The 22,728-nt window shown below is 35.3% G+C and carries 28 protein-coding genes and 1 riboswitch; of the genes, 8 read left to right on the top strand and 20 right to left on the bottom strand.

The window, feature by feature from the left end; translation table 11 throughout:
• Positions 1-6: 6 nt before the first annotated feature.
• Positions 7-1,107 carry a glycine cleavage system aminomethyltransferase GcvT gene (gene gcvT / locus ACYVEC_RS26340; RefSeq protein WP_063222968.1) on the bottom strand — a complete coding sequence of 367 codons (1,101 nt, stop codon included), beginning with the start codon at positions 1,105-1,107 and terminating at the stop codon, positions 7-9.
• Positions 1,108-1,498: 391 nt separating this feature from the next.
• Here gcvT and ACYVEC_RS26335 point away from each other — a divergent pair, with 391 nt between their 5' ends.
• Positions 1,499-3,181 (top strand): DEAD/DEAH box helicase, encoded by a 1,683-nt coding sequence (locus ACYVEC_RS26335; protein ID WP_063222967.1) that lies wholly within the window; start codon positions 1,499-1,501, stop codon positions 3,179-3,181.
• On the top strand, positions 3,168-3,962 hold the full coding sequence (locus ACYVEC_RS26330) for a YqhG family protein (RefSeq protein WP_063222966.1): 795 nt from the start codon (positions 3,168-3,170) through the stop codon (positions 3,960-3,962). The genes ACYVEC_RS26335 and ACYVEC_RS26330 overlap by 14 nt, the downstream gene beginning before the upstream one ends.
• Positions 3,963-3,998: 36 nt before the next feature.
• On the opposite strand, the gene ACYVEC_RS26325 is transcribed toward ACYVEC_RS26330, so the two are convergent.
• Positions 3,999-4,130: a hypothetical protein gene (locus tag ACYVEC_RS26325; protein WP_063222965.1), complete on the bottom strand. Its 132-nt coding sequence runs from the start codon at positions 4,128-4,130 to the stop codon at positions 3,999-4,001.
• A gap of 101 nt (positions 4,131-4,231) precedes the next feature.
• Positions 4,232-4,459, bottom strand: a complete 228-nt coding sequence (locus ACYVEC_RS26320; RefSeq protein ID WP_000032702.1) for a hypothetical protein — start codon at positions 4,457-4,459, stop codon at positions 4,232-4,234.
• 73 nt (positions 4,460-4,532) lie between these two features.
• Here ACYVEC_RS26320 and ACYVEC_RS26315 point away from each other — a divergent pair, with 73 nt between their 5' ends.
• On the top strand, positions 4,533-4,649 hold the full coding sequence (locus ACYVEC_RS26315; RefSeq protein WP_080468514.1) for a GTP pyrophosphokinase: 117 nt from the start codon (positions 4,533-4,535) through the stop codon (positions 4,647-4,649).
• A 129-nt stretch (positions 4,650-4,778) separates the two neighbouring features.
• On the top strand, positions 4,779-5,411 hold the full coding sequence (locus ACYVEC_RS26310) for a VC0807 family protein (RefSeq protein ID WP_001073110.1): 633 nt from the start codon (positions 4,779-4,781) through the stop codon (positions 5,409-5,411).
• 67 nt (positions 5,412-5,478) lie between these two features.
• On the opposite strand, the gene ACYVEC_RS26305 is transcribed toward ACYVEC_RS26310, so the two are convergent.
• The 10 genes from ACYVEC_RS26305 to comGA form a co-directional block, all read right to left on the bottom strand.
• Positions 5,479-5,679, bottom strand: coding sequence for a YqzE family protein (locus tag ACYVEC_RS26305; protein ID WP_000106080.1), 201 nt, complete (start codon positions 5,677-5,679; stop codon positions 5,479-5,481).
• Positions 5,680-5,717: 38 nt separating this feature from the next.
• Positions 5,718-6,215, bottom strand: coding sequence for a shikimate kinase AroK (gene aroK / locus ACYVEC_RS26300; protein ID WP_063222964.1), 498 nt, complete (start codon positions 6,213-6,215; stop codon positions 5,718-5,720).
• Positions 6,216-6,333: 118 nt separating this feature from the next.
• Positions 6,334-6,984 carry a prolyl hydroxylase family protein gene (locus tag ACYVEC_RS26295; RefSeq protein WP_063222963.1) on the bottom strand — a complete coding sequence of 217 codons (651 nt, stop codon included), beginning with the start codon at positions 6,982-6,984 and terminating at the stop codon, positions 6,334-6,336.
• A gap of 174 nt (positions 6,985-7,158) precedes the next feature.
• Entirely contained in the window at positions 7,159-7,530 is a 372-nt protein-coding gene (gene comGG, locus ACYVEC_RS26290; protein WP_063222962.1) for a competence type IV pilus minor pilin ComGG, read from the bottom strand.
• The gene (comGF, locus tag ACYVEC_RS26285) at positions 7,527-7,997 is read right to left on the bottom strand and encodes a competence type IV pilus minor pilin ComGF (protein ID WP_063222961.1); all 471 of its coding nucleotides are present in this window, start codon (positions 7,995-7,997) and stop codon (positions 7,527-7,529) included. Before comGF ends, comGG begins: the two co-directional genes overlap by 4 nt.
• Positions 7,967-8,269 carry a competence type IV pilus minor pilin ComGE gene (gene comGE / locus ACYVEC_RS26280; protein WP_063222960.1) on the bottom strand — a complete coding sequence of 101 codons (303 nt, stop codon included), beginning with the start codon at positions 8,267-8,269 and terminating at the stop codon, positions 7,967-7,969. The genes comGF and comGE overlap by 31 nt, the downstream gene beginning before the upstream one ends.
• Positions 8,262-8,717 carry a comG operon protein ComGD gene (comGD, locus tag ACYVEC_RS26275; RefSeq protein ID WP_060632264.1) on the bottom strand — a complete coding sequence of 152 codons (456 nt, stop codon included), beginning with the start codon at positions 8,715-8,717 and terminating at the stop codon, positions 8,262-8,264. Before comGD ends, comGE begins: the two co-directional genes overlap by 8 nt.
• Positions 8,714-9,013, bottom strand: a complete 300-nt coding sequence (gene comGC, locus ACYVEC_RS26270) for a comG operon protein ComGC (protein WP_063222959.1) — start codon at positions 9,011-9,013, stop codon at positions 8,714-8,716. The genes comGD and comGC overlap by 4 nt, the downstream gene beginning before the upstream one ends.
• A gap of 11 nt (positions 9,014-9,024) precedes the next feature.
• Positions 9,025-10,056, bottom strand: a complete 1,032-nt coding sequence (gene comGB, locus ACYVEC_RS26265) for a competence type IV pilus assembly protein ComGB (RefSeq protein ID WP_080468487.1) — start codon at positions 10,054-10,056, stop codon at positions 9,025-9,027.
• Entirely contained in the window at positions 10,049-11,092 is a 1,044-nt protein-coding gene (gene comGA / locus ACYVEC_RS26260; RefSeq protein ID WP_063222957.1) for a competence protein ComGA, read from the bottom strand. The genes comGB and comGA overlap by 8 nt, the downstream gene beginning before the upstream one ends.
• A gap of 205 nt (positions 11,093-11,297) precedes the next feature.
• Between comGA and ACYVEC_RS26255 the strand changes: the two genes are divergently transcribed.
• The 3 genes from ACYVEC_RS26255 (at position 11,298) to ACYVEC_RS26245 (ending at position 13,863) form a co-directional block, all read left to right on the top strand.
• Positions 11,298-11,993 (top strand): helix-turn-helix transcriptional regulator, encoded by a 696-nt coding sequence (locus ACYVEC_RS26255; RefSeq protein ID WP_000434117.1) that lies wholly within the window; start codon positions 11,298-11,300, stop codon positions 11,991-11,993.
• Between the two features lie 125 nt (positions 11,994-12,118).
• Positions 12,119-12,361: a DUF2626 domain-containing protein gene (locus tag ACYVEC_RS26250; RefSeq protein ID WP_000440713.1), complete on the top strand. Its 243-nt coding sequence runs from the start codon at positions 12,119-12,121 to the stop codon at positions 12,359-12,361.
• A 107-nt stretch (positions 12,362-12,468) separates the two neighbouring features.
• Positions 12,469-13,863 (top strand): L-cystine transporter, encoded by a 1,395-nt coding sequence (locus ACYVEC_RS26245; RefSeq protein ID WP_001094341.1) that lies wholly within the window; start codon positions 12,469-12,471, stop codon positions 13,861-13,863.
• Between the two features lie 118 nt (positions 13,864-13,981).
• Here the strand turns inward: ACYVEC_RS26245 and ACYVEC_RS26240 are convergent, their stop codons facing one another.
• A complete protein-coding gene (locus ACYVEC_RS26240; RefSeq protein ID WP_001008320.1) occupies positions 13,982-14,197 on the bottom strand; it encodes a DUF3912 family protein in 216 nt (71 codons plus the stop codon).
• A gap of 252 nt (positions 14,198-14,449) precedes the next feature.
• On the opposite strand from ACYVEC_RS26240, the gene ACYVEC_RS26235 reads away from it, so the two are divergent.
• The gene (locus tag ACYVEC_RS26235) at positions 14,450-14,761 is read left to right on the top strand and encodes a hypothetical protein (protein ID WP_063222956.1); all 312 of its coding nucleotides are present in this window, start codon (positions 14,450-14,452) and stop codon (positions 14,759-14,761) included.
• A 36-nt stretch (positions 14,762-14,797) separates the two neighbouring features.
• Here the strand turns inward: ACYVEC_RS26235 and ACYVEC_RS26230 are convergent, their stop codons facing one another.
• From ACYVEC_RS26230 to ACYVEC_RS26205, 6 genes are all read right to left on the bottom strand, one after another.
• Positions 14,798-15,286: a hypothetical protein gene (locus ACYVEC_RS26230; RefSeq protein WP_063222955.1), complete on the bottom strand. Its 489-nt coding sequence runs from the start codon at positions 15,284-15,286 to the stop codon at positions 14,798-14,800.
• 81 nt (positions 15,287-15,367) lie between these two features.
• Complete coding sequence (locus tag ACYVEC_RS26225) at positions 15,368-15,742, bottom strand: nucleoside 2-deoxyribosyltransferase (RefSeq protein ID WP_063222954.1); 375 nt, start codon at positions 15,740-15,742, stop codon at positions 15,368-15,370.
• Between the two features lie 92 nt (positions 15,743-15,834).
• Positions 15,835-16,095: a DUF3966 domain-containing protein gene (locus ACYVEC_RS26220; RefSeq protein ID WP_000817964.1), complete on the bottom strand. Its 261-nt coding sequence runs from the start codon at positions 16,093-16,095 to the stop codon at positions 15,835-15,837.
• Between the two features lie 95 nt (positions 16,096-16,190).
• A complete protein-coding gene (murG, locus tag ACYVEC_RS26215; RefSeq protein WP_063222953.1) occupies positions 16,191-17,249 on the bottom strand; it encodes an undecaprenyldiphospho-muramoylpentapeptide beta-N-acetylglucosaminyltransferase in 1,059 nt (352 codons plus the stop codon).
• 18 nt (positions 17,250-17,267) lie between these two features.
• The gene (gene metH / locus ACYVEC_RS26210; RefSeq protein WP_063222952.1) at positions 17,268-20,666 is read right to left on the bottom strand and encodes a methionine synthase; all 3,399 of its coding nucleotides are present in this window, start codon (positions 20,664-20,666) and stop codon (positions 17,268-17,270) included.
• The gene (locus ACYVEC_RS26205) at positions 20,666-22,498 is read right to left on the bottom strand and encodes a bifunctional homocysteine S-methyltransferase/methylenetetrahydrofolate reductase (protein ID WP_063222951.1); all 1,833 of its coding nucleotides are present in this window, start codon (positions 22,496-22,498) and stop codon (positions 20,666-20,668) included. Before ACYVEC_RS26205 ends, metH begins: the two co-directional genes overlap by 1 nt.
• A 70-nt stretch (positions 22,499-22,568) precedes the next feature.
• A riboswitch (SAM riboswitch) is annotated at positions 22,569-22,678 on the bottom strand.
• Positions 22,679-22,728: the final 50 nt, after the last annotated feature.

Here is a 22,728-nt window from a genome sequence, read left to right as displayed (position 1 = left end):
TCCCCGTTACTTTGAACGTTTATAAAATGGTGTTGGAACAACTACTGCTTTGACGCGTTTATTACGAATTTCAATTTCTACTTCTGTATCAACTGCTGCGTATTTTACATCAATTAGTGCTAAACCAATGCTTTTCTTTAACGTTGGAGATTGTGTACCACTCGTTACTTCCCCGATTTTTTCTTCTCCAATAAATACAGGGTAATGTGTACGAGGAATTCCACGTTCAATTACTTCGATGCCGACTAACTTACGAGGCGCACCGTTTTCTTTTTGCTCTTTTAAAGTCGCTTTTCCAAAGAAGTCTGCTTCTTTATTTGGTTTTACCGCAAAGCCAATTCCAGCTTCAATAGGTGTAATATCTTTTGATAATTCTTGACCATAAAGTGGTAATGTTGCTTCGAAGCGAAGTGTATCACGAGCACCTAAACCACATGCTTTTAAACCTTCTTCGGCTCCAACTTCAAGAAGCTTCTCCCAAAGCTTTGCAGCATCTTCACTCTTACAGTAAATTTCGAATCCATCTTCACCTGTGTAACCTGTACGAGATACAAGTGCTGGAATTCCATCTACAAGAATATCATTTTTAAATTTAAAGAACTTAATTTCTTTCAAATCTTCTGACACAACTTTTTGTAAAATGCCTTCTGCTTTTGGTCCTTGAATTGCAAGCTGTGCAACTTCACTAGAAACATTGACTACTGTCGTATCGCCAATTACATGGCTAGCTAACCATTCGTAATCTTTCTCGATATTTGATGCGTTGATAACTAATAAATAGTCTTCTTCACCACGTTTGTAGATTAATAAATCATCTACTGTACCACCATTTTCGTAGCACATAGCTGTATATTGTGCGCCTCCTACCTTTAAGGTAGATACGTCATTTGTAACAACACGTTGTAAAAATGCTAAACTATCTACACCTTTTACCTCAACTTCTCCCATATGAGACACATCGAACAAACCTGCCGCTGTACGTACAGCTTCATGTTCTTCTTTAATGCTTGAAAATTGAACTGGTAACTCCCAACCACCGAAGTCGATTGTTTTCCCACCATACTTCGCGTATACATCAAATAACGGTGTACGTTGTAATGTAATCATGCTCTCTCCCCCTTATGCTCTGACAAATCAATAAAAGTTGTTTCCCTTATCTAAACATTTTCACTCTGAAAAGATAGGATATACGGAATCTCATTACATTTTTTTATGAAAGCGTAAATAAAAAATCACTTTCTTGGATAAAATACGAAAGATTCCATACATTTCACACCATTATCCTAACATTATTCGCTATATTTCATCAATATTCTAGCATAAAAAATAATTTAGAATTTTTCATTCTTAATCTTATTAAATACAACTTTCAAAATTTAGCCCTTTATCTTTGCCTATTCTTTAACTTTTAGTATGTGTAATAGCGCCTTGTTACAAGGCTTATATAATAAAGATTTTTTCATAATTACTTTAGTTTATAAAAGGTGGGAGAGTCATAATGAATGTCGATATTTCCGTAGATCGGACGTGGCAAAACAATTTTTTAAATAGAATTGACGAAGATGGCCCTTGGACAAACTGGGATTTATATCATTTAGCTTATGAAACAGAAAAATCGTTACTTGTTCCTACTTTCGATGGACTACAAGCACCGAAACATTTATCCCATTTCACACCGCTTCCTCATCAATTAGAAGTCGCTCAAAATGTCATTGAACAAATGAATGGCAAAGCGATTCTAGCAGATGAAGTAGGGCTTGGAAAAACGATTGAAGCTGGACTCATTTTAAAAGAATATATGGTCCGCGGCCTTGTGAAAAAAGTACTTATACTCGTCCCGGCCTCTCTCGTATCACAATGGGCATACGAACTAAATACAAAGTTTTTCATACCAGCTGTAGCCCAAAAGAAAAGCTACTCGTGGGAACAAGCCGATGTGATTGTATCATCAATTGATACTGCAAAACGTTCACCACATCGTGATATCGTTTTGAACTTAGAATATGACCTTATTATTATCGATGAAGCACATAAACTTAAAAATAATAAAACAAAAAACTATGAATTTGCACAACGATTAAAAAAGAAATTTTGTTTATTATTAACCGCTACTCCTGTTCAAAATAAGATTGATGAAATTTTCAACCTCGTTTCTTTATTAAAACCAGGACATTTAGGCAATCAGTCCAACTTTGAAGAATATTACGCTTCAAAAAATCGTTCAGCCGAATCAGATGAAGATTTAAAAGCTCTTATTAACAAAGTGATGGTCCGAAATCGACGTCATAATACTGGAATTGATTGGCCAAAGAGACATGTACGTACAATTTTTATTGAGTTTAATGAAGAAGAGCAAGCTTTGTATAATGATATTGAAAATTGGCGAGGACAAGATGCCTTCACATCCGCTTTCTCATCATTAACTTTAAAACGGGAAGCGTGTAGTAGTCGTGAGGCTGTTTACTATTCATTAAAAAAACATGTAGAAAAACGGCAGAAGGAAAATGAACATTACATAAAGGATCCGCATATCGATGTGCTAATGGATAAAATTAATCATATTCCTTTTAACTCAAAAGCAAATAAAGCTCTTGAGCTTATAAAAGAAATTGACGATAAAGTCGTCATCTTCACGGAATACCGAGCGTCACAAATGTACTTACAGTGGTTTTTACAACAACACGGCATTTCTTCCGTACCATTCCGCGGCGGATTTAAACGCGGGAAAAAAGATTGGATGAAGGAACTTTTCCAAAATCACGCACAAGTATTAATTGCAACTGAAGCTGGTGGTGAAGGGATTAACTTACAGTTTTGTAGCCATATGATTAATTATGATTTACCATGGAATCCAATGCGTCTTGAACAAAGAATCGGACGTATTCACCGTCTTGGTCAAAAGAATGATGTTCATATTTATAACTTAGCCACAAAACACACTGTTGAAGAACATATTTTGAAACTGTTATATGAAAAAATCAATTTATTCGAGCGTGTTATCGGTGAACTCGATGAAATTTTAACGAGAATTAATATGAAAAACATCGATGCGCATATTCAAGAAATATTTGCGCAATCAAAAAGCGAAGGAGAAATCCGAATTAAGATGGAAAACTTAACATCTATTATCGACTTCGCGAAACGAAATGAAGCTGAGGTGCAAGGCTATGCAGCAACATGAAATTCATAATTACTTATACAATTTCTTTGAGGCGAATAACTGCGAAATTTTAGAGCGTTCTCCTCAATTATTAGACGTGCAATTAACAATTGAGATGGATAAATTATTAATGAACCGTCCTTTTTATTGGCACTATCTTGAGAAAACAGGAGGCGTACCGAATCCGATGCGCCTTACCCTTATTACGAATCCAGAAAATGAAGAAAATGATGGCGAGCTTATTCACTACGGTTCACCGCGTCTACATCAAATTTTCCAGACAACAAAAGAACTAGGATCTTACATACGTTTATATGAGGACGTACGGCATAACGGGGCAACACATACCCCGCTCCACCCGTGGCTCGGTATAAATATAAAAGTTTCCTACCAATGTGATCGAAAAAAAGACATTCTTCACTCCATTGGTATTCATCTCATTTCTGGAACAATGATGGCAAACTTTCATGACACATTAACTAAAATTAAACTTACACCAAAAATACCTGACTTTTGTTTTACACTCTCACCTATCATTAAACCGCAAAGTGGTTTACAACGTATAGAGGACGCTTTAAAAAGTATAATTGCAGAAGATGACCATACGTGGGCGAAAGAAGCAAGAGTGCGCTGGAATCACGATTTAGATCTTTTAAATCGTTTTTATGAAGAAAGTGATGAACTTCCTGAAAGCTATGAAATTGAAAAACAAGCCTTGCAAGAACAGTATGAACCACGCATTACAGTGCAAATTATTAACGGTGGCCTTTTTTATGTTACCGCGAATCATTTCCTCTCTTAAAAAGCTCCTTCTGTTTTAGAAGGAGCTTTTTTTGAGTTATCCTCTATCGCCATTACGCTCTTGCTGTTTTTGTTTTGCCAAACGTTTTTGATGTGCGCGATCTTTTGCGCTCACATGATTTGCATCAGTTGGTAGATTTTCTTTTGAACGGCCAATTCCATTGCTCATATGTCCCACTCCTTTTTATATCTTTCAAAATACACCCTTATTTTCAGCTAGAGGCACCATCCTTATACAAAAAAATAAGAGCAGCCATCGGCTACTCTTATTTACTCACTTACATATTTTTGAAACATATCATGGATGCCTTTATTTACAAGGTTCGAGATCTGTTCGTCAGATTTATTCGGATAACGATCACGTAATCTGATAGATGCCTTCACCATTAAATTTTCTAATACAGAACGGCCACCTTCTCCATAAATAATTTCAGCATACTTAACAAGCCTTCCATCCTCTACTGTTGCTGGATTATGATTGAAGAAAAATTTACTCATTGTCTCCACCTCTCTCTTTTGATAACGTTTACATTTATATAGATTATTTATGTTATTTATTTCACAATATTGTATGCATGTATATTTAATTAGTTTCATTATAAAACAACATATCGATCGTAATTATGTGATTTTCCGTCCATTTTGTGAACAAACTAAGAATGAAAGCGTTTCCTTTATTATATACTAAAAAAACTTACTACGCTAGGGGCAATTTTTTTCAATCTACTAATCATATACTTTTTCTTTTTTCACTAAACCTTATACAATTTTCAGAAATTATATTATAAAATATATGTATGACTTAAGGAGGCTCTATATGAATCAAAATAAAAAAGCTATATTAGATCTCGTCTTTTATCTCGTAATCCCATTCCTCATTTGGAAATTTGCGAAGCCTTATATCGATCCTTATTACGCGATGTTACTTTCCTCTGTTCCGGGGATTATTTATACACTGTATACCTTTAAAAAAGAAAAACAGTTTAACGTAACAGGGTTCTTTATTTTAATTACACTCATTTCTAATACGACAGTAGATTTATTATCCGGATCAGCTGAACGAATGTTGTGGAACGATGCGTATTATCACATCGTACTCGGTATTATCGTTATATGTACAATTTTTATAAAAAAACCACTTATGTTATATTTCGCAGCAGATATTGCCGCACTGCAAGGCCATGACCGTGATAAAAGTCGTGAACTGTATCGTGATAGTCGTATCTATCCTGCACTACAATATTTAACGCTATTTTTCGGGCTACAATTCATATTAAAAAGCTTCCTGAAAATTTATTTCATCTCTGTTTTCGGTGTAGATGGCTATGGTGAAATGAGAGCGATTATGACTGCTGTCGGCTGGGGCATTTCTATTTGTATCGGCATAGGATTCGTATGGGTAAACAATAAAATACATGCTGTTACAGAAGAAAAAGAATCCGTGCAGTAAATACAAATCCCCTAGTAGTATGATGCTACTAGGGGATTTGTATTTTGCTAGACATATTACGGAATAGTTAACTTGATTTTTTTCGTTTATCTTTTACGTTTCGATAAAACAAAGCAGCACTCAGCGGCATCACACCAAACCACTTATTCATAAATGGCTCTTTTTCAGCACGGCGTTGTTCTTTCTTTTGTTTACGATCTTCTTTTGGAGCATCCATATACGACACAAATTGCTGTGTCACAAAGCGAACATAATCATTAGTAGACATATTATCATCACCTCTACTTGATTAGTATGTCCACTTTCTTATTCATTAACCTTTTCTTTTAATTCATTCATAATTTGCTTTACCGACTTATTAGTCGTATCGATATGAATATGTGCCTCCTCATAATACGCTCGGCGCGATTCAAATTTCATTACAAATGCCTCTATATCTTTCTTCTGAAATAGTGGACGTGTCGTATCTTCACGAAGCCTTTCTGCAATTACATGTGGATCACAATACAAGTACACAACAGTTCCATTTTCCTTCATCCACTTTCGGTTTTCCTCTCGTTCAATGATTCCGCCGCCAGTTGTAATAATGACATTATGAACCGGTAGTGAACGTAACATTTCACTTTCATATTCCCGAAAAGCCATTTCGCCTTCTTCGGCAAAAATATCACGAATCTCCTTCTCTTGCTTCTCTTCAATTTTTTGGTCTGTATCTACAACATCCATATGAAGTTCTTTACTTAATGCTTTTCCAATTGTTGTTTTCCCAGCTCCCATATAACCGGTTATGTATATAGATTTCATGTTCGTTCCTCTCAATCGTCATGTATTATTTGTTATTATAACGAAAGATTACATTATTGAATAAAAAAACGTCTTGTTCTCCTTATACAATGAAGAACAAAACGTCACATACACGCTCTTACTTATAAGTACCTCTTCTCACCCACTGCGTTGCAATCCATTTCTCACCTTTCGTTACAGGTGCCCCTCCGTGTAACGTAAGCTCATTTAATGAATGGTCTTGATAGAAATACTCAAAGTATACTGCCATTCCCTTTCTAGGGTTCACAGAAAGATTTAATTTCGGAAAGAACGTTTCTCCGCCTTCTTCTACATCATTTAAGTACATGACAAGCGTACTAATACGATTATTAGTAGCTGATCTACTATGTTCCGCAAAATAATCATAGTGCGCTTTATATTGTTGATCCACTTCATAATTTAAAATGTGTAATCCTTCTCCATGCGACGCAGGAACATTCATGATAGATGAAATTCGTTTTTCAATCTTCGCAGTAAGTTCATTATCGTCTAAAAATGCACCCTTACTCGTTCGAATATCATTTACATCACGTGATGAACCAACTTTTGAACGCGCTAATTTATTTTTAGACAATTCAATTAATTCTTCGCATTCTTCATCACTTAATACATTTCCTAACACGACAATAAGAGGTTCTTCGAATCTTGAAATAATTTGTATTTCCCTATCTTCCGTCATAATTACATTTCCTTTATGATCAAAAATAGTTTGTTCCTTATTTTCACCTATTTGATTGTTGTTTGTCATTTCCCTATTCTCCCTAAAATAATGATTGGATAGCATGAATATATCATATTCTTTCTACCTTTCTCTTTTTTGAGAAAATTTAAACTTTTAATTATTTTATTTATACATTTCCTTTAAAAAAATAGCCTGTTTTTAAATGAGAAATCATGGTTTTTTATCCATATATTTTACATACTATCCTTCTATCCAATCGAATATTTTCTCATCTTTTTTTCTATACCGAAAGCTTACTTTATAGAAAACTTCTTGTTTTATTTTGCACTGCAATGAAACGAGAATAACATCGTTTTCAAAAACGTAATTCCCACTTGCTTCGCCCTTTTCATAATGAAAGAAAAAAGTATCTTCCTTTTCTTTTTGCTGTAAGTCTTTTTTTATATTTGTAATAGATCGATTTAATAGTTCCTCCAGTACAAATTTTTGCTCTATTTCAGTATAAAAATTTTTATCTATACGCAACATATTCGTTTCATATACAAAGAACGAAGTTAATAATACAAGAAAAATGATTGTTCCTGGCATCGTAAATCCATCTTGTTTTCTCATGTATTTATTTCCATTTCGCTATATCTTACAGCTACACCTTCATATATTTTTCCACTCCTATCTTTCACATTTATAAAAAGCAAATGAGGTGTTACTTCATACGAAACCATTTCAACATTTTGTAATATAACTTCTCTTCCACGCATATTCACTTTTCTTACAAGACGATTATTCATTTTTTCATACGTCACTTCATCTCCAGTGCGAAGACGGAAGCGCAACATACTATCTTTATTCTCAGGAACTATTTTTTCTACAAATGATACTTCACGAAACTCTAACTGTACTTGTCCTAAAAATACATCCCATTCCCAATTATTTAATCCTTTCGACTGTTTGTTTTCTATTCCGATAAAATTTAAACGTGGCAAGAGTAAAAAGAACAGTGATAACAGAAAAAAACATACTATCATTTCTATTAATGTAAACCCGGCTTCTAATTTATTTTTTCTCCTGCATAAAAACATTGTTCCATCATTCTTCCTTTCACATCTCTCCACATAGCACAAACTTCATTTCCTCCCCAATATGTGTAATATACATTTCCGTCTATGACTTTTTCTTTCTGCTGCTTTGCCTCATTCTCATACATATATAAAGCTGCTTCTCCTTTTAATAATACAAGTGCCTTATAACGAATTTGTATGTTTTTTCGTTCTTGCATAATCAATACTGTTTGCGGAAGTAGTAAAGATACCGCCATCATTAAGATGCTTAATGCTACAAGCATTTCAGCCATCACTGACCCTTTTTGACATTTCACGATACGTAAATCTCCCTCTGCCAAGCTGAAATACAATATCATATTTATAACTTCGATACGAAAGTAGAATCGTACCACCTCTATTAATATTTCCACTCGGATTATATGTCATCGGATTTGGAAAAGTATTCAAATCAATTTGTATATCACTATCATATTCTCTTTTAATGATAGAAAGATTCGTACTCGACTCTCCTATATAATACATATGTCTATCTTTATGCCAGCGTAATGTATAGTGTTTTTGACGGTTTATCGCTAATTGTTGCATATACAAAATATCATTTGAAAACTGTCTCAAAAATTGTTCGATTTTTTGTTTTTCATATAATGAATGTACGTTATAATACGTGACCATACTTAATACAGAGATTGCAAATAGAACGAGTAGCATTTCTAAAAGAGTAAAACCCTTTTGTTTCACAGTTTCCCACTTGTTACTGTGCCATCATTTGAAATATGAATAGATTCACCATTCGGACACTTATCAGCTGTAATATATTTTTCATCACTTAGCTCTTTTAGCGTAGGAATTTTATTATGTTGTAATTGGTATACTTGTATTTGGGCTTCTATAGATTTCACATAAGCTTTACATCCTTTTCCTTCGACAGATGAACGCTGCGTAACTACATTTGGAATAATTAATAGTAATAATACAGTTATGACCACCATAACTAATAACATTTCTAAAAGAGTAAACCCTTCCTCATTCTGCATGTAAATACCTCCTAAATAGAATTCATCATTTGAAACATTGGCATAATCATCGCTAAATACATAAGAACGACTATTCCTCCAATACACATAAATAAGATCGGTTGAATGATCACTAACATACGTTTAATTTTTTGCTCCATCTTTTCCATAATAAGATTGCTATAGTCACCTAATTCAATCGCTAAATTACCGTTTGCTTGTCCATGCGTAATAATATAAGAAAGTTCTTTCTCATAATATCCACTTTTAGCAATAATAGATTGTAACGATTCTCCTGCAATTAATTGGTGCTCAATTCGGCCCGCTTCATACTGAAAGAACGGATGATATTTTTGCTCCATCATTATTGTTAGAGCCTCAAGTACTGATAATCCGCCATGTAATAAACTGCTCAATTGAGTGGCGAAATAATGTGAATGCTTCAAAATAAGAAATGTTTTTACGAGGGGGATACGAAGCATAATTTTTACCTGCTTCATATGCGGGAGTTTCCGAAAGTAAAGCATATATAAACTACATCCAATCAAAACGATAAAAAGAGTGCTAAATATAAGGTAAGGTAGTAGCTTAATTGTACTTAATATTTGTTTTGTAAATAACGGTGCTGTAGAACCAAACGAACTATATACCATATCAACCTGTGGTAATAAAATGCGGTTAAAAATCAAAATCATGATTATTAAAAAAAACGCCAAAAACATAGGATACTGCATTATTTTTAACATATCTTTCCTATACTTAACCTTTTTATATAGAAGTGCGCTCCCTTGTTGCAATGCAAAAGAAAGATCACCATGTTGCTCGGCATAAAATAAATAGCTTAACATCTCCTGATGAAACTTTAATTGATGAAAAGAATCGTGTAGACTTTTTCCATCTTTTAATCCATCAATCATGTGCTGCAATTGTACTTTCTTTTCTAAAGGTAATTGAAACCGTAAAAATTCTAATGCCTGCAAAAGGGAGTATCCTTTTTCTAATAGTTTCCCTAATTGTTTCAATAATACTACTTGATCACTTAAACTCCATATTTTCTTAAACATAAACATCCTCTTCTAAAAATCCTAAAGCGTATCCTTTTCGTATCGAAGATTCTAATGTTTCATGCGTGTATGTGACACATTCCCCGTTTGCTTCTTTAATCGCTTGTTTTAACTCATATCCATATAACAACTCATAAATACTCGCTTGTCTTACTTGCCTCATTGATTTACATAAAGTTGAGCACTTTCTTTTGCAAAACGGACACTTTAATTCGACAAGTCGCTGTGCAGCTATAGCCAATAAAGACTGTTCAATCTCTTGCCTCGTTACGCCAAAATCCATGAACCTGAGTATCGCCCCTTTCGCATCATTCGTATGCAGTGTCGTCATTACTAAATGTCCAGTCAAACTTGCTCTTATTGCGATTTTCGCTGTTTCTTCATCACGGATTTCACCAACTAAAATAATATCTGGATCATGACGTAAAATAGCCTTTAGTCCCGCCTCATATGTGATACCTGCTTTTTCATTTATTTGAATTTGTAATAAATCGTCATTTCTTTTTTCAACTGGATCTTCCAGTGTAACGATGCGGCGCGTTTTCTTTTTTCTAATTACCTCTAATAATGCATACATTGTTGTTGTCTTCCCAGAACCAGTCGGTCCAGTAAATACAAGTAACCCATGTGAATAACTTAAAAAAGAGAGTAATTTTTTTGCTGTACTTGGAAATAACGAAAGATGAGATAACGGCTGAATAGATGCTTGTAAATGGAGACGAATAACGAGACTTTCTTGGTATACGGTTGGAAGCGTGGAAAGGCGTAAGTACACTTCTTGTCCATCCATTTGTAAATACAGTGAACCATTTTGTGGCTTCCGCCTCTCTCCTATATCCATGGATGCTAAAAATTTAAAGTGTGAAACAAGTTTTTCTCCAAATTCCTTTTCAATACAATGTTTCATCATTAAATCTTTTCCTATACGTAGTTGAATTGCCACGTCCTTCTGCCTCGGCACGATATGTAAGTCCGACGCTTGTACCCTACACGCCTCTTTCAAAATCGTATTCGCAAAACTTTCAATTCCATTCATCATTTTTCCCTCCCCACTATGTATATAGCATGAAAAAATTCATAAGAAAAATCGGCATTTTTGTGTTTTCACTAGGTAAAAAAGGAAAAATATGTTTGTGAAATTGTGAACAATTCCTGAATTATTGTCTGAAATTACCTATACTCATGTTTATCTGTATTATAATGTTATTATCTTGGATAAAGTGATAAAGGTGGAGATCCTCATGGAACAAGCTTTAAAAATTACAGGTGTATTATCTGACCCAACTCGTTATTACATTTATAAATATATTTCTCAAAAACATAGTTACGTAACTGTACAAGAAATTGCAGATGAGTTTGACATTCATCCAAACGTAGCCCGTTTACATTTATCTAAATTAGAAGATGTTCATATGCTTAAATCGGAAACAAAGAAAACAGGAAAAGGCGGAAGACCAAGCAGATTATATGTATTATCTGATGATGTTATCCAATTACAATTCCCCTTCCGTGACTATCAATTGTTAGCAAGAATAGCATTCAATTCTTTACTTAGCCTTGGTGCTGCTGGTGAAAAAGCGCTATACGAAACAGGAAAACAATTCGGGGCCGAATTAATGCAACAACATATGCAGCGCTTAAATGTGAGTGAAGATGCTTTAACAGTGGAACAAAAAGTTCAAATTGCAAAAGAAGCTTTCTCAACAGCTGGCTTATCACCGGCATTTGAATTAAGTGCAGATGGAACGAAAATTTTCTATGATGTACACAATTGTCCATTTAAAGAAGTTGCTGTTCATCATCCAACTGAAATTTGTAATATGCACGGAGATATGATGAAAGGGATTTTTGAAATCCTATTCCCTAACACGGAATTAACACGAAATGATAGTTTACTGGATGGATGTAAATCTTGTAATTATAAACTAACAATTTAATTTTCCGTATAAAAAGAAGCCAATTATAATTGGCTTCTTTTTATATGAACGAATATTTACAATAGTAAGAAAAATAAACTATAATGAAGTGAGGTTTACTTTTTTTAGAAAAGGAGGGAGATGGCATGGAGCGCATGTTTCGCGTTCTCGGCTTTTGGACTGGAATTTTCTCGGTTATGTTTTACGTAGGGGATATGCACTCGACCGCACTACTATTTTTAGGACAAACAGGATTCTTCGTACTTTTAAGCTATTTAAAATTAACAGAGCGTATGTATATATACGTATTCGGGGCATATTTAACTGTTTTCTTCATAGGATTTACATACTACACGACGTTCTTACTTGTCCCTGGGGCTGGACATTAAAAGATGGCATTTTGCCATCTTTTTTTTAATTCCGCAATTCCCTAGTTGACTTATAGGTTTTATTACCTTATATTCTATATAACAGATTGGAATTAGGGGGAATCAACATGAATACACTGCTTGTCGGAATTAACGTTGCAGTCATGCTCATTTTAGTTGGCGTATTATACTATATGCAACGTAAGCATGTATCTTTTAATAAACGTGTATTTACTGCTTTAGGAGTCGGAATTATCTTCGGTCTTATATTACAATTTATTTATGAGCCTACTTCTAAAGTCATCATTGAATCAAATACTTGGTTTGGCTTAATCGGTAGCGGTTATGTGAAATTGCTTCAAATGATCGTTATGCCACTTATTTTAGTATCTATTATTTCAGCATTTACAAAATTACAATTAACGAAAAATCTTGGTAAAATTAGTGGTCTTATTATCGGAATTTTAATTCTTACTACAGGAATCGCTGCAGCTGTCGGTATCGCTGCAAGTGCAGGATTTGATGTATCAGCAACAGGCCTACAACAAGGTGATGCAGAATCTGCTCGTCTGAAGTTAGTTGAAGAAAGATTTACTTCTATTGAGAAAACAACAATTCCAGATAAATTATTAGAGCTGTTACCTACAAATCCGTTTCTTGATTTAACAGGTGCTCGTCCAACATCAACAATTTCTGTTGTAATATTTGCAGCATTTATCGGTATAGCCTTTATAGGTGTAAAACGAAAATATCCAGAACAAGCAGAGCTATTTAAGAAGATGCTTGATGCTGTATATGCAATCGTAATGCGTATGGTAACATTAATTTTACGCCTTACTCCATACGGCGTATTAGCTCTTATGGCAAAAACAGTTGCTGGTAGCGATATAAATGCTATTTTAAAACTTGGTAACTTCGTGTTAGCGTCTTACGTAGCACTTATCGTAATGTTCGTTATCCACTTATTATTAATTGCTCTATCTGGTTTAAATCCAATTCAATATTTGAAAAAGGTGTTCCCTGTATTAACATTTGCATTCACATCTCGCTCTAGTGCTGGCGCAATGCCATTAAATATTGAAGCTCAAAAAGAAAAACTTGGTATTTCTGAAGGAATTGCAAACTTCGCAGCATCATTTGGAGTATCTATCGGACAAAACGGTTGCGCAGGTATTTATCCAGCAATGCTTGCAATGATGGTCGCTCCAACTGTAGGAATTGATCCATTACAACCACAATTTATTTTAACTTTAATCGCTGTCGTTGCGATTAGCTCATTCGGTGTTGCCGGAGTTGGTGGTGGTGCAACATTCGCAGCATTAATCGTACTATCTACAATGAACTTACCAATCGGTATTGTCGCTCTTGTTATCTCGGTTGAACCATTAATCGATATGGGCCGTACAGCTCTTAACGTAAGTGGTTCTATGACAGCAGGTCTTATTTCAAGTAAATGGCTTGGTGAATTAGATCAAGATACGTACAATCAAGATGATACAAAAACTGGTGAAATTGCTTCATAATCAAAAAAGGACGCTAACAAAAATGTTAGCGTCTTTTTTTAGTTCTTTCCATCTTCCTCTTTATCTCCCTACACATAGAAAAAGAGAATATATTTCATTATCTCACAGCCCGTCCTTTTCACAAATAACCATTTTGTTCGCACCATTTATGAAATTGTCCTACGTCTACTCCAACTAACACGATATCCTTGAGCTCTACATCAATGCTTTGTTCTCCAATTACAATAGCAAACTGCGATTCTAATTTTGTCTCGTTTTTCTTTACAATTCCAATTCGGTTCCGATGCGCTCCATCTTTTATATATGCTTTTTGTCCTACAATATCAAAGTTCAAGATTTTCACCTCTTTTACTGCGCTCAAATTGGAAATACGATCTCCACCTCGGAAAATTTCCTTTCATTGCACTATTTCTCTATATATATGACGAAACAATAAAAGAGTCCTTCCTTCTTTACAATTATTTTTTCTTTGTTTCATTTTTGTGATTGAAACGTAAAGTTTATAATAAAATACACTTGGAAGCGCTTTCTATGTAATTTTTTATGTTATAATATATAAGTAGAACTTCGTAAAGAGGGTTAAAAAATGAATACAAAAATGATAAAAAAAGTAATTGAAGCATTAAAAGTATATGGGTTTCAGGATGTATCATTCTGTGACAAAACGAAGCAATTTTTATTTCATAACGAAACGGATATTATGAGCGGCTATGCAGAAATAACATATAGTAGTCAATTCGAAAAATTCAACGTACAAATTCATCCAATTGAAACACATCACCAAGGAGAGTTACAAGAGGTTGAAAGACATATACAAGCCTGTATAAGAAAAGTGGAATATTTAAACGCACTTCTTAGCGGACAAACAAAACTAGATGACAAAATTATTATAATGTAAAAAAAGAACGTGATATCCTCACGTTCTTTTTTTACATTATAAGTTCATCTTTTCCTTCAGTTGTAATCCTGTAATGGATTGTAATACATCCATTGCTTCTCCAAATGTCATATCAAAAATTGTCTTATCTTCTATGTATGGAAATTGTCTAAAACGCTTTTCTAACATTTTCACGGCGTCCGACGTAAAGTGTGCACTATCAATGCCAAATTCTGTTTCAAGAAGAACGATCCAATCTAACACATGAAAACCTAATCCATTTACGAATGAAATAAGTTTTTCTGCTGGCTGTGAAGATAAGAATACGTATCGCTCCATCTCACTAAACAGTTCTTCGCCTAAAACTTCTGCTAACTCATCATCATGTTCACGTTCAATAATCTCTTCATACCCGTAATCATCAACAAGCTCCTCAACTTCTTCACTATCCTCACAAAGCAATTGACTAAGAAGTGCATCTTTCTTAAATTCACTACCTTGTACAACTTCTAAAAAGCTCGTTTCCCATCCATTTTCTAATTTCATATAATGTAACTCCTTTATATACTTTTTCTTATCATCACTGTACCCAAAAGATCGCTTTTATAACCTTTTAGATAATTACTATTATTTCACATGATTCATAACGTGAGATGCAAATTCAGCTGCATCGCCTTCAAAAATATTTATTTCTGGCAAATGATAGAACGTTGTTTGAAGCGGGTTTCCTTCATGATATACATATATCTTTTTCTCTAGCGCAATCGCCATTCCAAACTCTGTATGACTCCCATTTCCGCCATCTAATATAAGTAAAAAGACATCCGCTTCTTTGATAGCATTCTTTTCTGCCTGGCCAATTTCTCTTAATTGTTCTTGATTTACTGCTCTTTCGTTTCTTGTCCAATCATATGTATGATGCCATCCTGCATGTTTCAGTTCATTTGCTATAGAACGTACAAGATGTTTATTTTTGAATCCTGAAGCGATATAAAAATCCATTTATATACACCCCTTCTTTATATACGGGAAACTCCTTTTTAGCGTTACTTGCTATATATAATAAAAAACGATTTCAAAAAAAATACCCATCTTTAAAACTTATTTGCGTTTAAATGATGGGATGCTTCATGATCTTCTTTTATTTTTTGCTTTTTATAACTTTCATCAGCTAACATTTCTAGTTCAGCTGTTATCTCTGATTTTTCAAGCTCTCTTTCTTGCGAAAATTTCCTTGAAATATAAACAATAACACTACCAACGTACAACACAAAGCATATAATAAGTGCAGTATTTTCATAGAGACTTAGCTCCAACACAGTCACTCCTAATCCATTCGTATTTTCACGCTTCATTAATTGGAATTTCCCTACTAACCATTTGTTATTGTAACATAAAAACACCGTTTCTTGGAATCTTTCAACCTACTAAAAGAGACATGATTTTTTCATCATGCCTCTGAAATATGGTGAATGATTGTTTTAGTCGCTTCTTTTCCATTATATTTTTTTAATGCGGTTTTATACGCCTCATTATTATGAGATAGCTCTTCAACATGCTTTATAAGAGAATTCACAGTCACATCTTCTTCATACAGTACAGAGGCATATCCTTGTCTTTCAAAAGACTCTGCATTTAATATTTGATCTCCACGGCTTGCAAATTTCGATAACGGAATTAGCAGCATTGGCTTTTGCAATGTTAAAAACTCAAAAATGGCATTGGACCCCGCACGCGAAATAACAAAATCTGTTATCGCTAATATGTCTGGCAGCTCTCCATGTACATATTCAAATTGTCTATATCCTTCTTTATTTTGTAAACTTTCATCAAGATTACCTTTTCCGCAAAGATGCACAATTTGATACTTTTTCAGAAGTTCTGGTAACGCTTCTCGAACCGTTTCATTAATTTTCTTTGCGCCCAAACTTCCTCCCATGATTGTAATAACTGGCTTTTTACGTGAAAAACCTAAAAATGCTAAACCTTTTTCACGATTTCCCTTTAATACTTCTTCACGTACAGGTGATCCTGTATAGATTACTTTTTCTTTCGGTAAATGTTTCGCAGCTTCTTCAAATGTAACAAATATTTTCGAAGCAAAACGGAGCGCAATTTTATTTGCTAGTCCTGGCGTCATATCAGATTCATGTAATAAGACTGGTACTCTATTTAGCCATCCTCCAATTACGACTGGTACAGATACGAAACCACCTTTTGAAAAAATCACATCTGGTTTGAGTTTTCGAATCCTTACATACGCGTCCATAACACCCTTCATTACAAGAAAAGGATCTTTTATATTTTTCAAATCAAAATAACGGCGTAGCTTTCCACTCGCAATACTATAGTACGGAATGCCTTCCTTTTCTATAATCGTTTTCTCAATTCCTTGATGAGAACCAATATAAGAAATATCCCAGTTGTCTTCCTTTAAATATGGAATAATGGCTAAATTAGGTGTTACATGCCCTGCCGAACCGCCACCTGTAAAGACTATTTTTTTCATACGTCTCCCCCTTCTAGACTATAATACACTAAAATATCTTGCCTCGGGGTGAGAAAATACCATAGCCGTTACAGACGCTTCTGGCTCCATCATAAATCCTTCCGTTAATGAAATACCTATTTCCTCTGGATGAATTAAGCGAAATAGCTTTTCTTGATCTGCAAGTTCTGGACATGCTGGATAACCGAAGGACACGCGTATCCCTCTATATTTCGTACGGAAGCGTTCTTCCATCGTCAATTCTGGAGAATCTGGAATACCCCAGCGATCGCGAATGAGCATATGTGTTTTTTCAGCAAGTCCTTCTGCTAGTTCAAGCGCTAACGATTGAATGGCATGACTGCGTAAATAATCACCTTTCGCCTTCCACTCTTCAGCAATGTCCCGAACGCCTTCCCCAACAGTAACGGATAGGAAAGCAACATAGTCCATTTCATCTCCAATTGGTCTTAAATAGTCACCTAAAGTACGATATGGTTCTTTTCCTTGTCTCGGGAATGTGAAACGCTCTATGACACGTGTATGATCTTCTGGATCATATATTACAATATTTTGTCCGTCGCTTTGCGCTGGGAAAAATTGATACACTGCTTTTGGTTTTAACCAAGATTGTCCTTCCTGCAATAATTCGTCTATTAAATCATTTAATTCGTGCGCTCTTTTATCTCCCTCTCGCAAAAGCTTCTTCACACTTCCTTTTAATCCAAGGTGATGTCCAAGTAGCATTTGTCTATTCAGAAATGGTGCAAGATGTGAAACAGGAACATCTCGTAATACAATTCGTTTTGTTGAATCAGGCACCATAACCTCTGATTTTGGTAATGGCTCAATTACTGCTGGAATTTCTACTTTCTTCTCTTCTTTTGTTACAATATGAAGATGACGTTCCTTTTTATCCTGCTTCATCTTCTCACGCTCTTCTTCTTTTTGAAGCTTATTAATAATATCAAGCCCCGTCATCGCATCACTTGCATAACATACGAGCCCTTTATAGGATGGCGAAATACGATTATCTGTAAACTTTCTCGTTAACGCTGCCCCGCCTACAACAATCGGAATATCAATATCCGCCGCTTTTAAATCTTCTGCAGTCGTTACCATTTGTTGAGCCGATTTTACTAACAAACCAGAAAGACCTATAATATCAGGCTTCTTTTCTTGTACTTCTTGAACAATTCGATCCGAACGTACATTGATTCCTAAATTAATAATCTCATATCCGTTATTCGCTAAAATAATTTCAACGAGATTTTTCCCAATATCATGCACATCACCTTTAACAGTCGCTAATAATACTTTCCCTTTTTTTGCACTATCGCTAGATTCCATATGTGGCTCTAAATAGCTTACAGCAGCTTTCATACTTTCAGCACTTTGCAATACTTCAGCAACGATAAGCTCATTATTATTAAATAATCGTCCCACCTCATCCATTCCTGTCATAAGTGGGCCATTAATAATATCCAAAGGTTTTCTTCCTTCTGTAAGTGCGAGGCTTAAATCTTCGTGTAACCCTTGTTTCGTACCTTCTACAATATAATTTGCTAGTCGCTCATCAAGAGTTAATGTTTCTTGGATAACGACATCTTTCTTTTTTGCCGCGCGATAAAAATTTGTAAATTTTTCTAACGTCTCTTGCGTTGTTTCAAAAAGTAATGCATCTGCAAGACGTTTTTCTTCCTCAGGAATTGACGCATAGCGTTCTAATTTTTCCGTATTCACAATCGCGTAATCTAATCCTGCTTTCGTTGCATGATATAAAAAGACGGAATTTAATACTTCGCGTCCAGCTGGTGGTAAACCAAATGATATGTTACTTACACCTAAAATCGTTAAACACTCTGGTAATGCTTCTTTAATAAGGCGAATCCCTTCTATCGTTGCTGCCGCTGAGCCAATATATTCTTCATCACCTGTACCTACTGGAAATACAAGTGCATCAAAAATAATATCTGACGGACGTATACCATATTTCTTCGTCAATAACTCATAACTTCTTTTCGCAATTTCAAGTTTTCGTTCCGCACTTACTGCCATACCGTCTTCATCAATTGTTCCTACAACAATAGCTGCACCATATTTCTGAAGAAGCGGTGTCACTTTTTTAAATCGTTCTTCTCCATCTTCTAAATTAATTGAATTAATAACAGCTTTTCCTTGAATATAAGTAAGAGCTCGCTCCATCACATTTTCATCTGTTGAGTCAATCATAATCGGTACTTTTAACACTTTCGTAACTTCTGCCAAGAAGTTTTCCATATCTTCTATTTCATCCCGGTCCGGGTCTGCCATACAAATATCAATAATATGAGCATTTTTCTTCACTTGTGCTCTTGCGACTTCAGCAGCTTCTTCAAATTTACCTTCTGCTACTAATCTTTTAAATTTACGTGACCCAATAACATTCGTTCTTTCACCTACAAATAACGGTCTCATAGAATCATCATATTGCAGTGCCTCTAATCCACTAACCCCATGCCCTTCTCGTTCATGATGTTCACGCGGCTTAAGCGAATCTAACGCAGATTTCATTGCTTTTATATGTTCTGGTGTTGTGCCACAACAACCACCGATAATATTAACCCATCCTTCTTCAGCAAATCGCTTCACTTTTTCAGCGAGAGAAGATGGAGATTCATGATAATGTCCATCTTCATCAGGAAGACCTGCATTTGGATAACAAGAAATGTAACACTCCGACAAATCAGATAGTGAACGAATATGATCTCTCATAAACTCCGGACCAGTCGCACAGTTTAATCCAACAGATAATGGCTTCATATGTTCTACCGATAAGTAAAAAGCCTCAATTGTTTGCCCAGCCAGAGTCGTTCCCATTGGTTCAATTGTTCCTGAAATCATGATAGGTACAATTTTATTTAGTTCGTCAAAAGCTGCTTGAATTCCAATATAAGCAGCCTTCACGTTACGCATATCTTGACTCGTCTCAACGAGTAATACATCAACTTCTCCCTTCAGTAATCCTCTTGCCTGCCTTGTATAAGCTTCAATTAATTCTTCAAACGTCACACCACCAGTAACACTAATCGCTTTCGTTGTCGGTCCCATTGCTCCCGCAACATATACTTCCTTCCCGCTTTCTATAACAGCTTGCTTTGCTAAACTCGCTGCCTTCTCATTTAATTCCTCGTCTAAATGAGACAACGCATAATCACTTAATACAATATTTGTCGCCCCAAATGTATTTGTTTCAATAATATCCGCTCCGGCTTCAATATAAGCTTTATGAATCTTTAAAATAACATCTGGTCTTGTTTCTACTAAATATTCATTACAGCCTTCGTACTCTTCACCTCCGAAATCTTCCGCTGTTAAGTCCTCTTGCTGAATCATTGTTCCCATTGCACCATCTAATATTAAAATGTTATTTTGTAATTTCTCTTCTATACATTTCATCAATTAATACCTTCTTTCACTTCTTGCTTTTCTCTCACATATTTAACAAGGTGTTCTGTAATTTCATATTTGAGAAATGGTGTAATAAGATAAATGCCGTTAAAATATTTCATCGCCGCATCGATCAATTCTTGTGAAATATGAATCCCTTCCTCAATTGCTGCCTCTTTCGTTTCATGCCCATCCATTCTCTCTCTTATTTCTTCAGGAAGTGTAATACCCGGCACCTCAAAATGAAGAAAATCTGCATTCCGTTTACTTATTAATGGCATAATCCCAATAAAAATAGGTTGTTCCAAATGCTTTGTTGCTTCATACACTTCTTCAATTAACGCGATATCATAAATCGGCTGAGTTAAGAAGTATTCCGCTCCAGCATCTATTTTCCGTTCCATTCGCTTAACCGCTGCTTTTAAATGTCTTACATGCGGATTAAACGCACCTCCCACTGAAAACCTTGTTGCTGGGCCTATTGATTTCCCTAAAATAGAGCGCCCATCATTCATTTCTTTAATCATTTTAATGAGCTCAATAGAGGACAAATCATATACAGAAGTGGCACCTGGAAAATCACCGACGCGTGCTGGATCACCTGTTAAAGCTAACACTTCTTCCATACCTAATGCTGATAAGCCTAGTAAATGAGATTGTAGCCCGATGACGTTATGGTCTCTACACGTTAAATGCGTCAATACGGGAATATCATGCTTCGTTAATAATGCTCCCATTGCCATATTCGAAACGCGAGGCGATGCTAATGAATTATCTGCTAGAGTAATAGCGTCCGCCCCAGCTCTTTTCAATGCTCTCGCCCCTTCAAAAAACCGCTGTGTATCTAACGTTTTCGGTGGATCTAATTCCACTACTACTGTCGTTTGTTTTTTTGCTTTCTCCGCTAAAGTGACATGAGCTTTCGAACGTTTCTCGTGTGTATGAACTACTTTCGGTCTTTGAATCGTATCCTTTTCTATTACAGGCGTAACATTTAGAGTAGCCCGTTTCATACTTTCAATATGTTCTGGAGTCGTACCACAACAACCGCCCAATAACCGAATACCTTGCTCAATAAATTTCGGTGTCATCGCTTCGAAATAAGCCGGACTTCCCTCATATACGTAACGTCCCTCCACATAATTTGGAAGACCTGCATTTGGATATGCTGACAAGTAACCATTTTGCGGAATCGATATCATTTTAAAAGCTTCCGTCATATGAAGTGGCCCTAGTTGGCAGTTCAATCCAACGACATTTGCACCGTAATCTAAAAGCTGTTTTAAGATTTCATTTACATCATTTCCATTTTGAGTCGTACCTGCCTCATGTAACGCTAATTGAGCTACAATTGGGATATTCGTTTGTTTTCGTAGCACCTGAACAGCATGAAGTAATTCAAACTCATCATAAAAAGTCTCTAATAGTAGTCCATCAACCTGTTCTTCTAGTAAAGCACTTGCCTGCTCAAGTAGCATAAATTCTCTTTCCATATCAGTAGTTGTAACGGCTCCAATATGTTTCATACCGCCAATTGTTCCTAAAATTGCATTTCTATCTGTCACAGATGCTTTCGCCAGTTTTACTGCCGCTCTATTAATTTCAGTAACTTGATTTTCTAAACCATACATACGTAATTTCGCTTCATTTGCTCCGTACGTATTTGTTTGAATCACATCTGCCCCAGCAGCTACATATTGCTTATGAATCGATATAATTAAATCTGGATCGGATATATTTAATTCTTCAAAACTACTTTGCAAACCATGTGAATGTAATAACGTCCCAACCGCACCATCACCTATTACAATTCCTTTTGATAATAAATCTAGTAATTTCACAAATCTCCCTCATTTCTATCAATATAAAAACCCCCTCTTCACTTTGAAGAGGGGGACATAATTGTTCCTCCTCTTATTATGCAAAACATTCGTTTTGCAGGTATTAGCACCGTTTCAAACATTTCGTTTGAAGGTTGCCGGGTTTCACAGGGCCTTTCCCTCCACCGCTCTTAATAAGAGTTTGTCTTTATTATTTTATTTATGTAGCTAAAAGGAAATGCGTTCCCCTT

This window comes from Bacillus sp. MN7755 (genome assembly GCF_054771475.1).
Note: the sequence above shows the minus strand (reverse complement) of the source record. Positions and strands in the feature narration are given on the sequence as shown.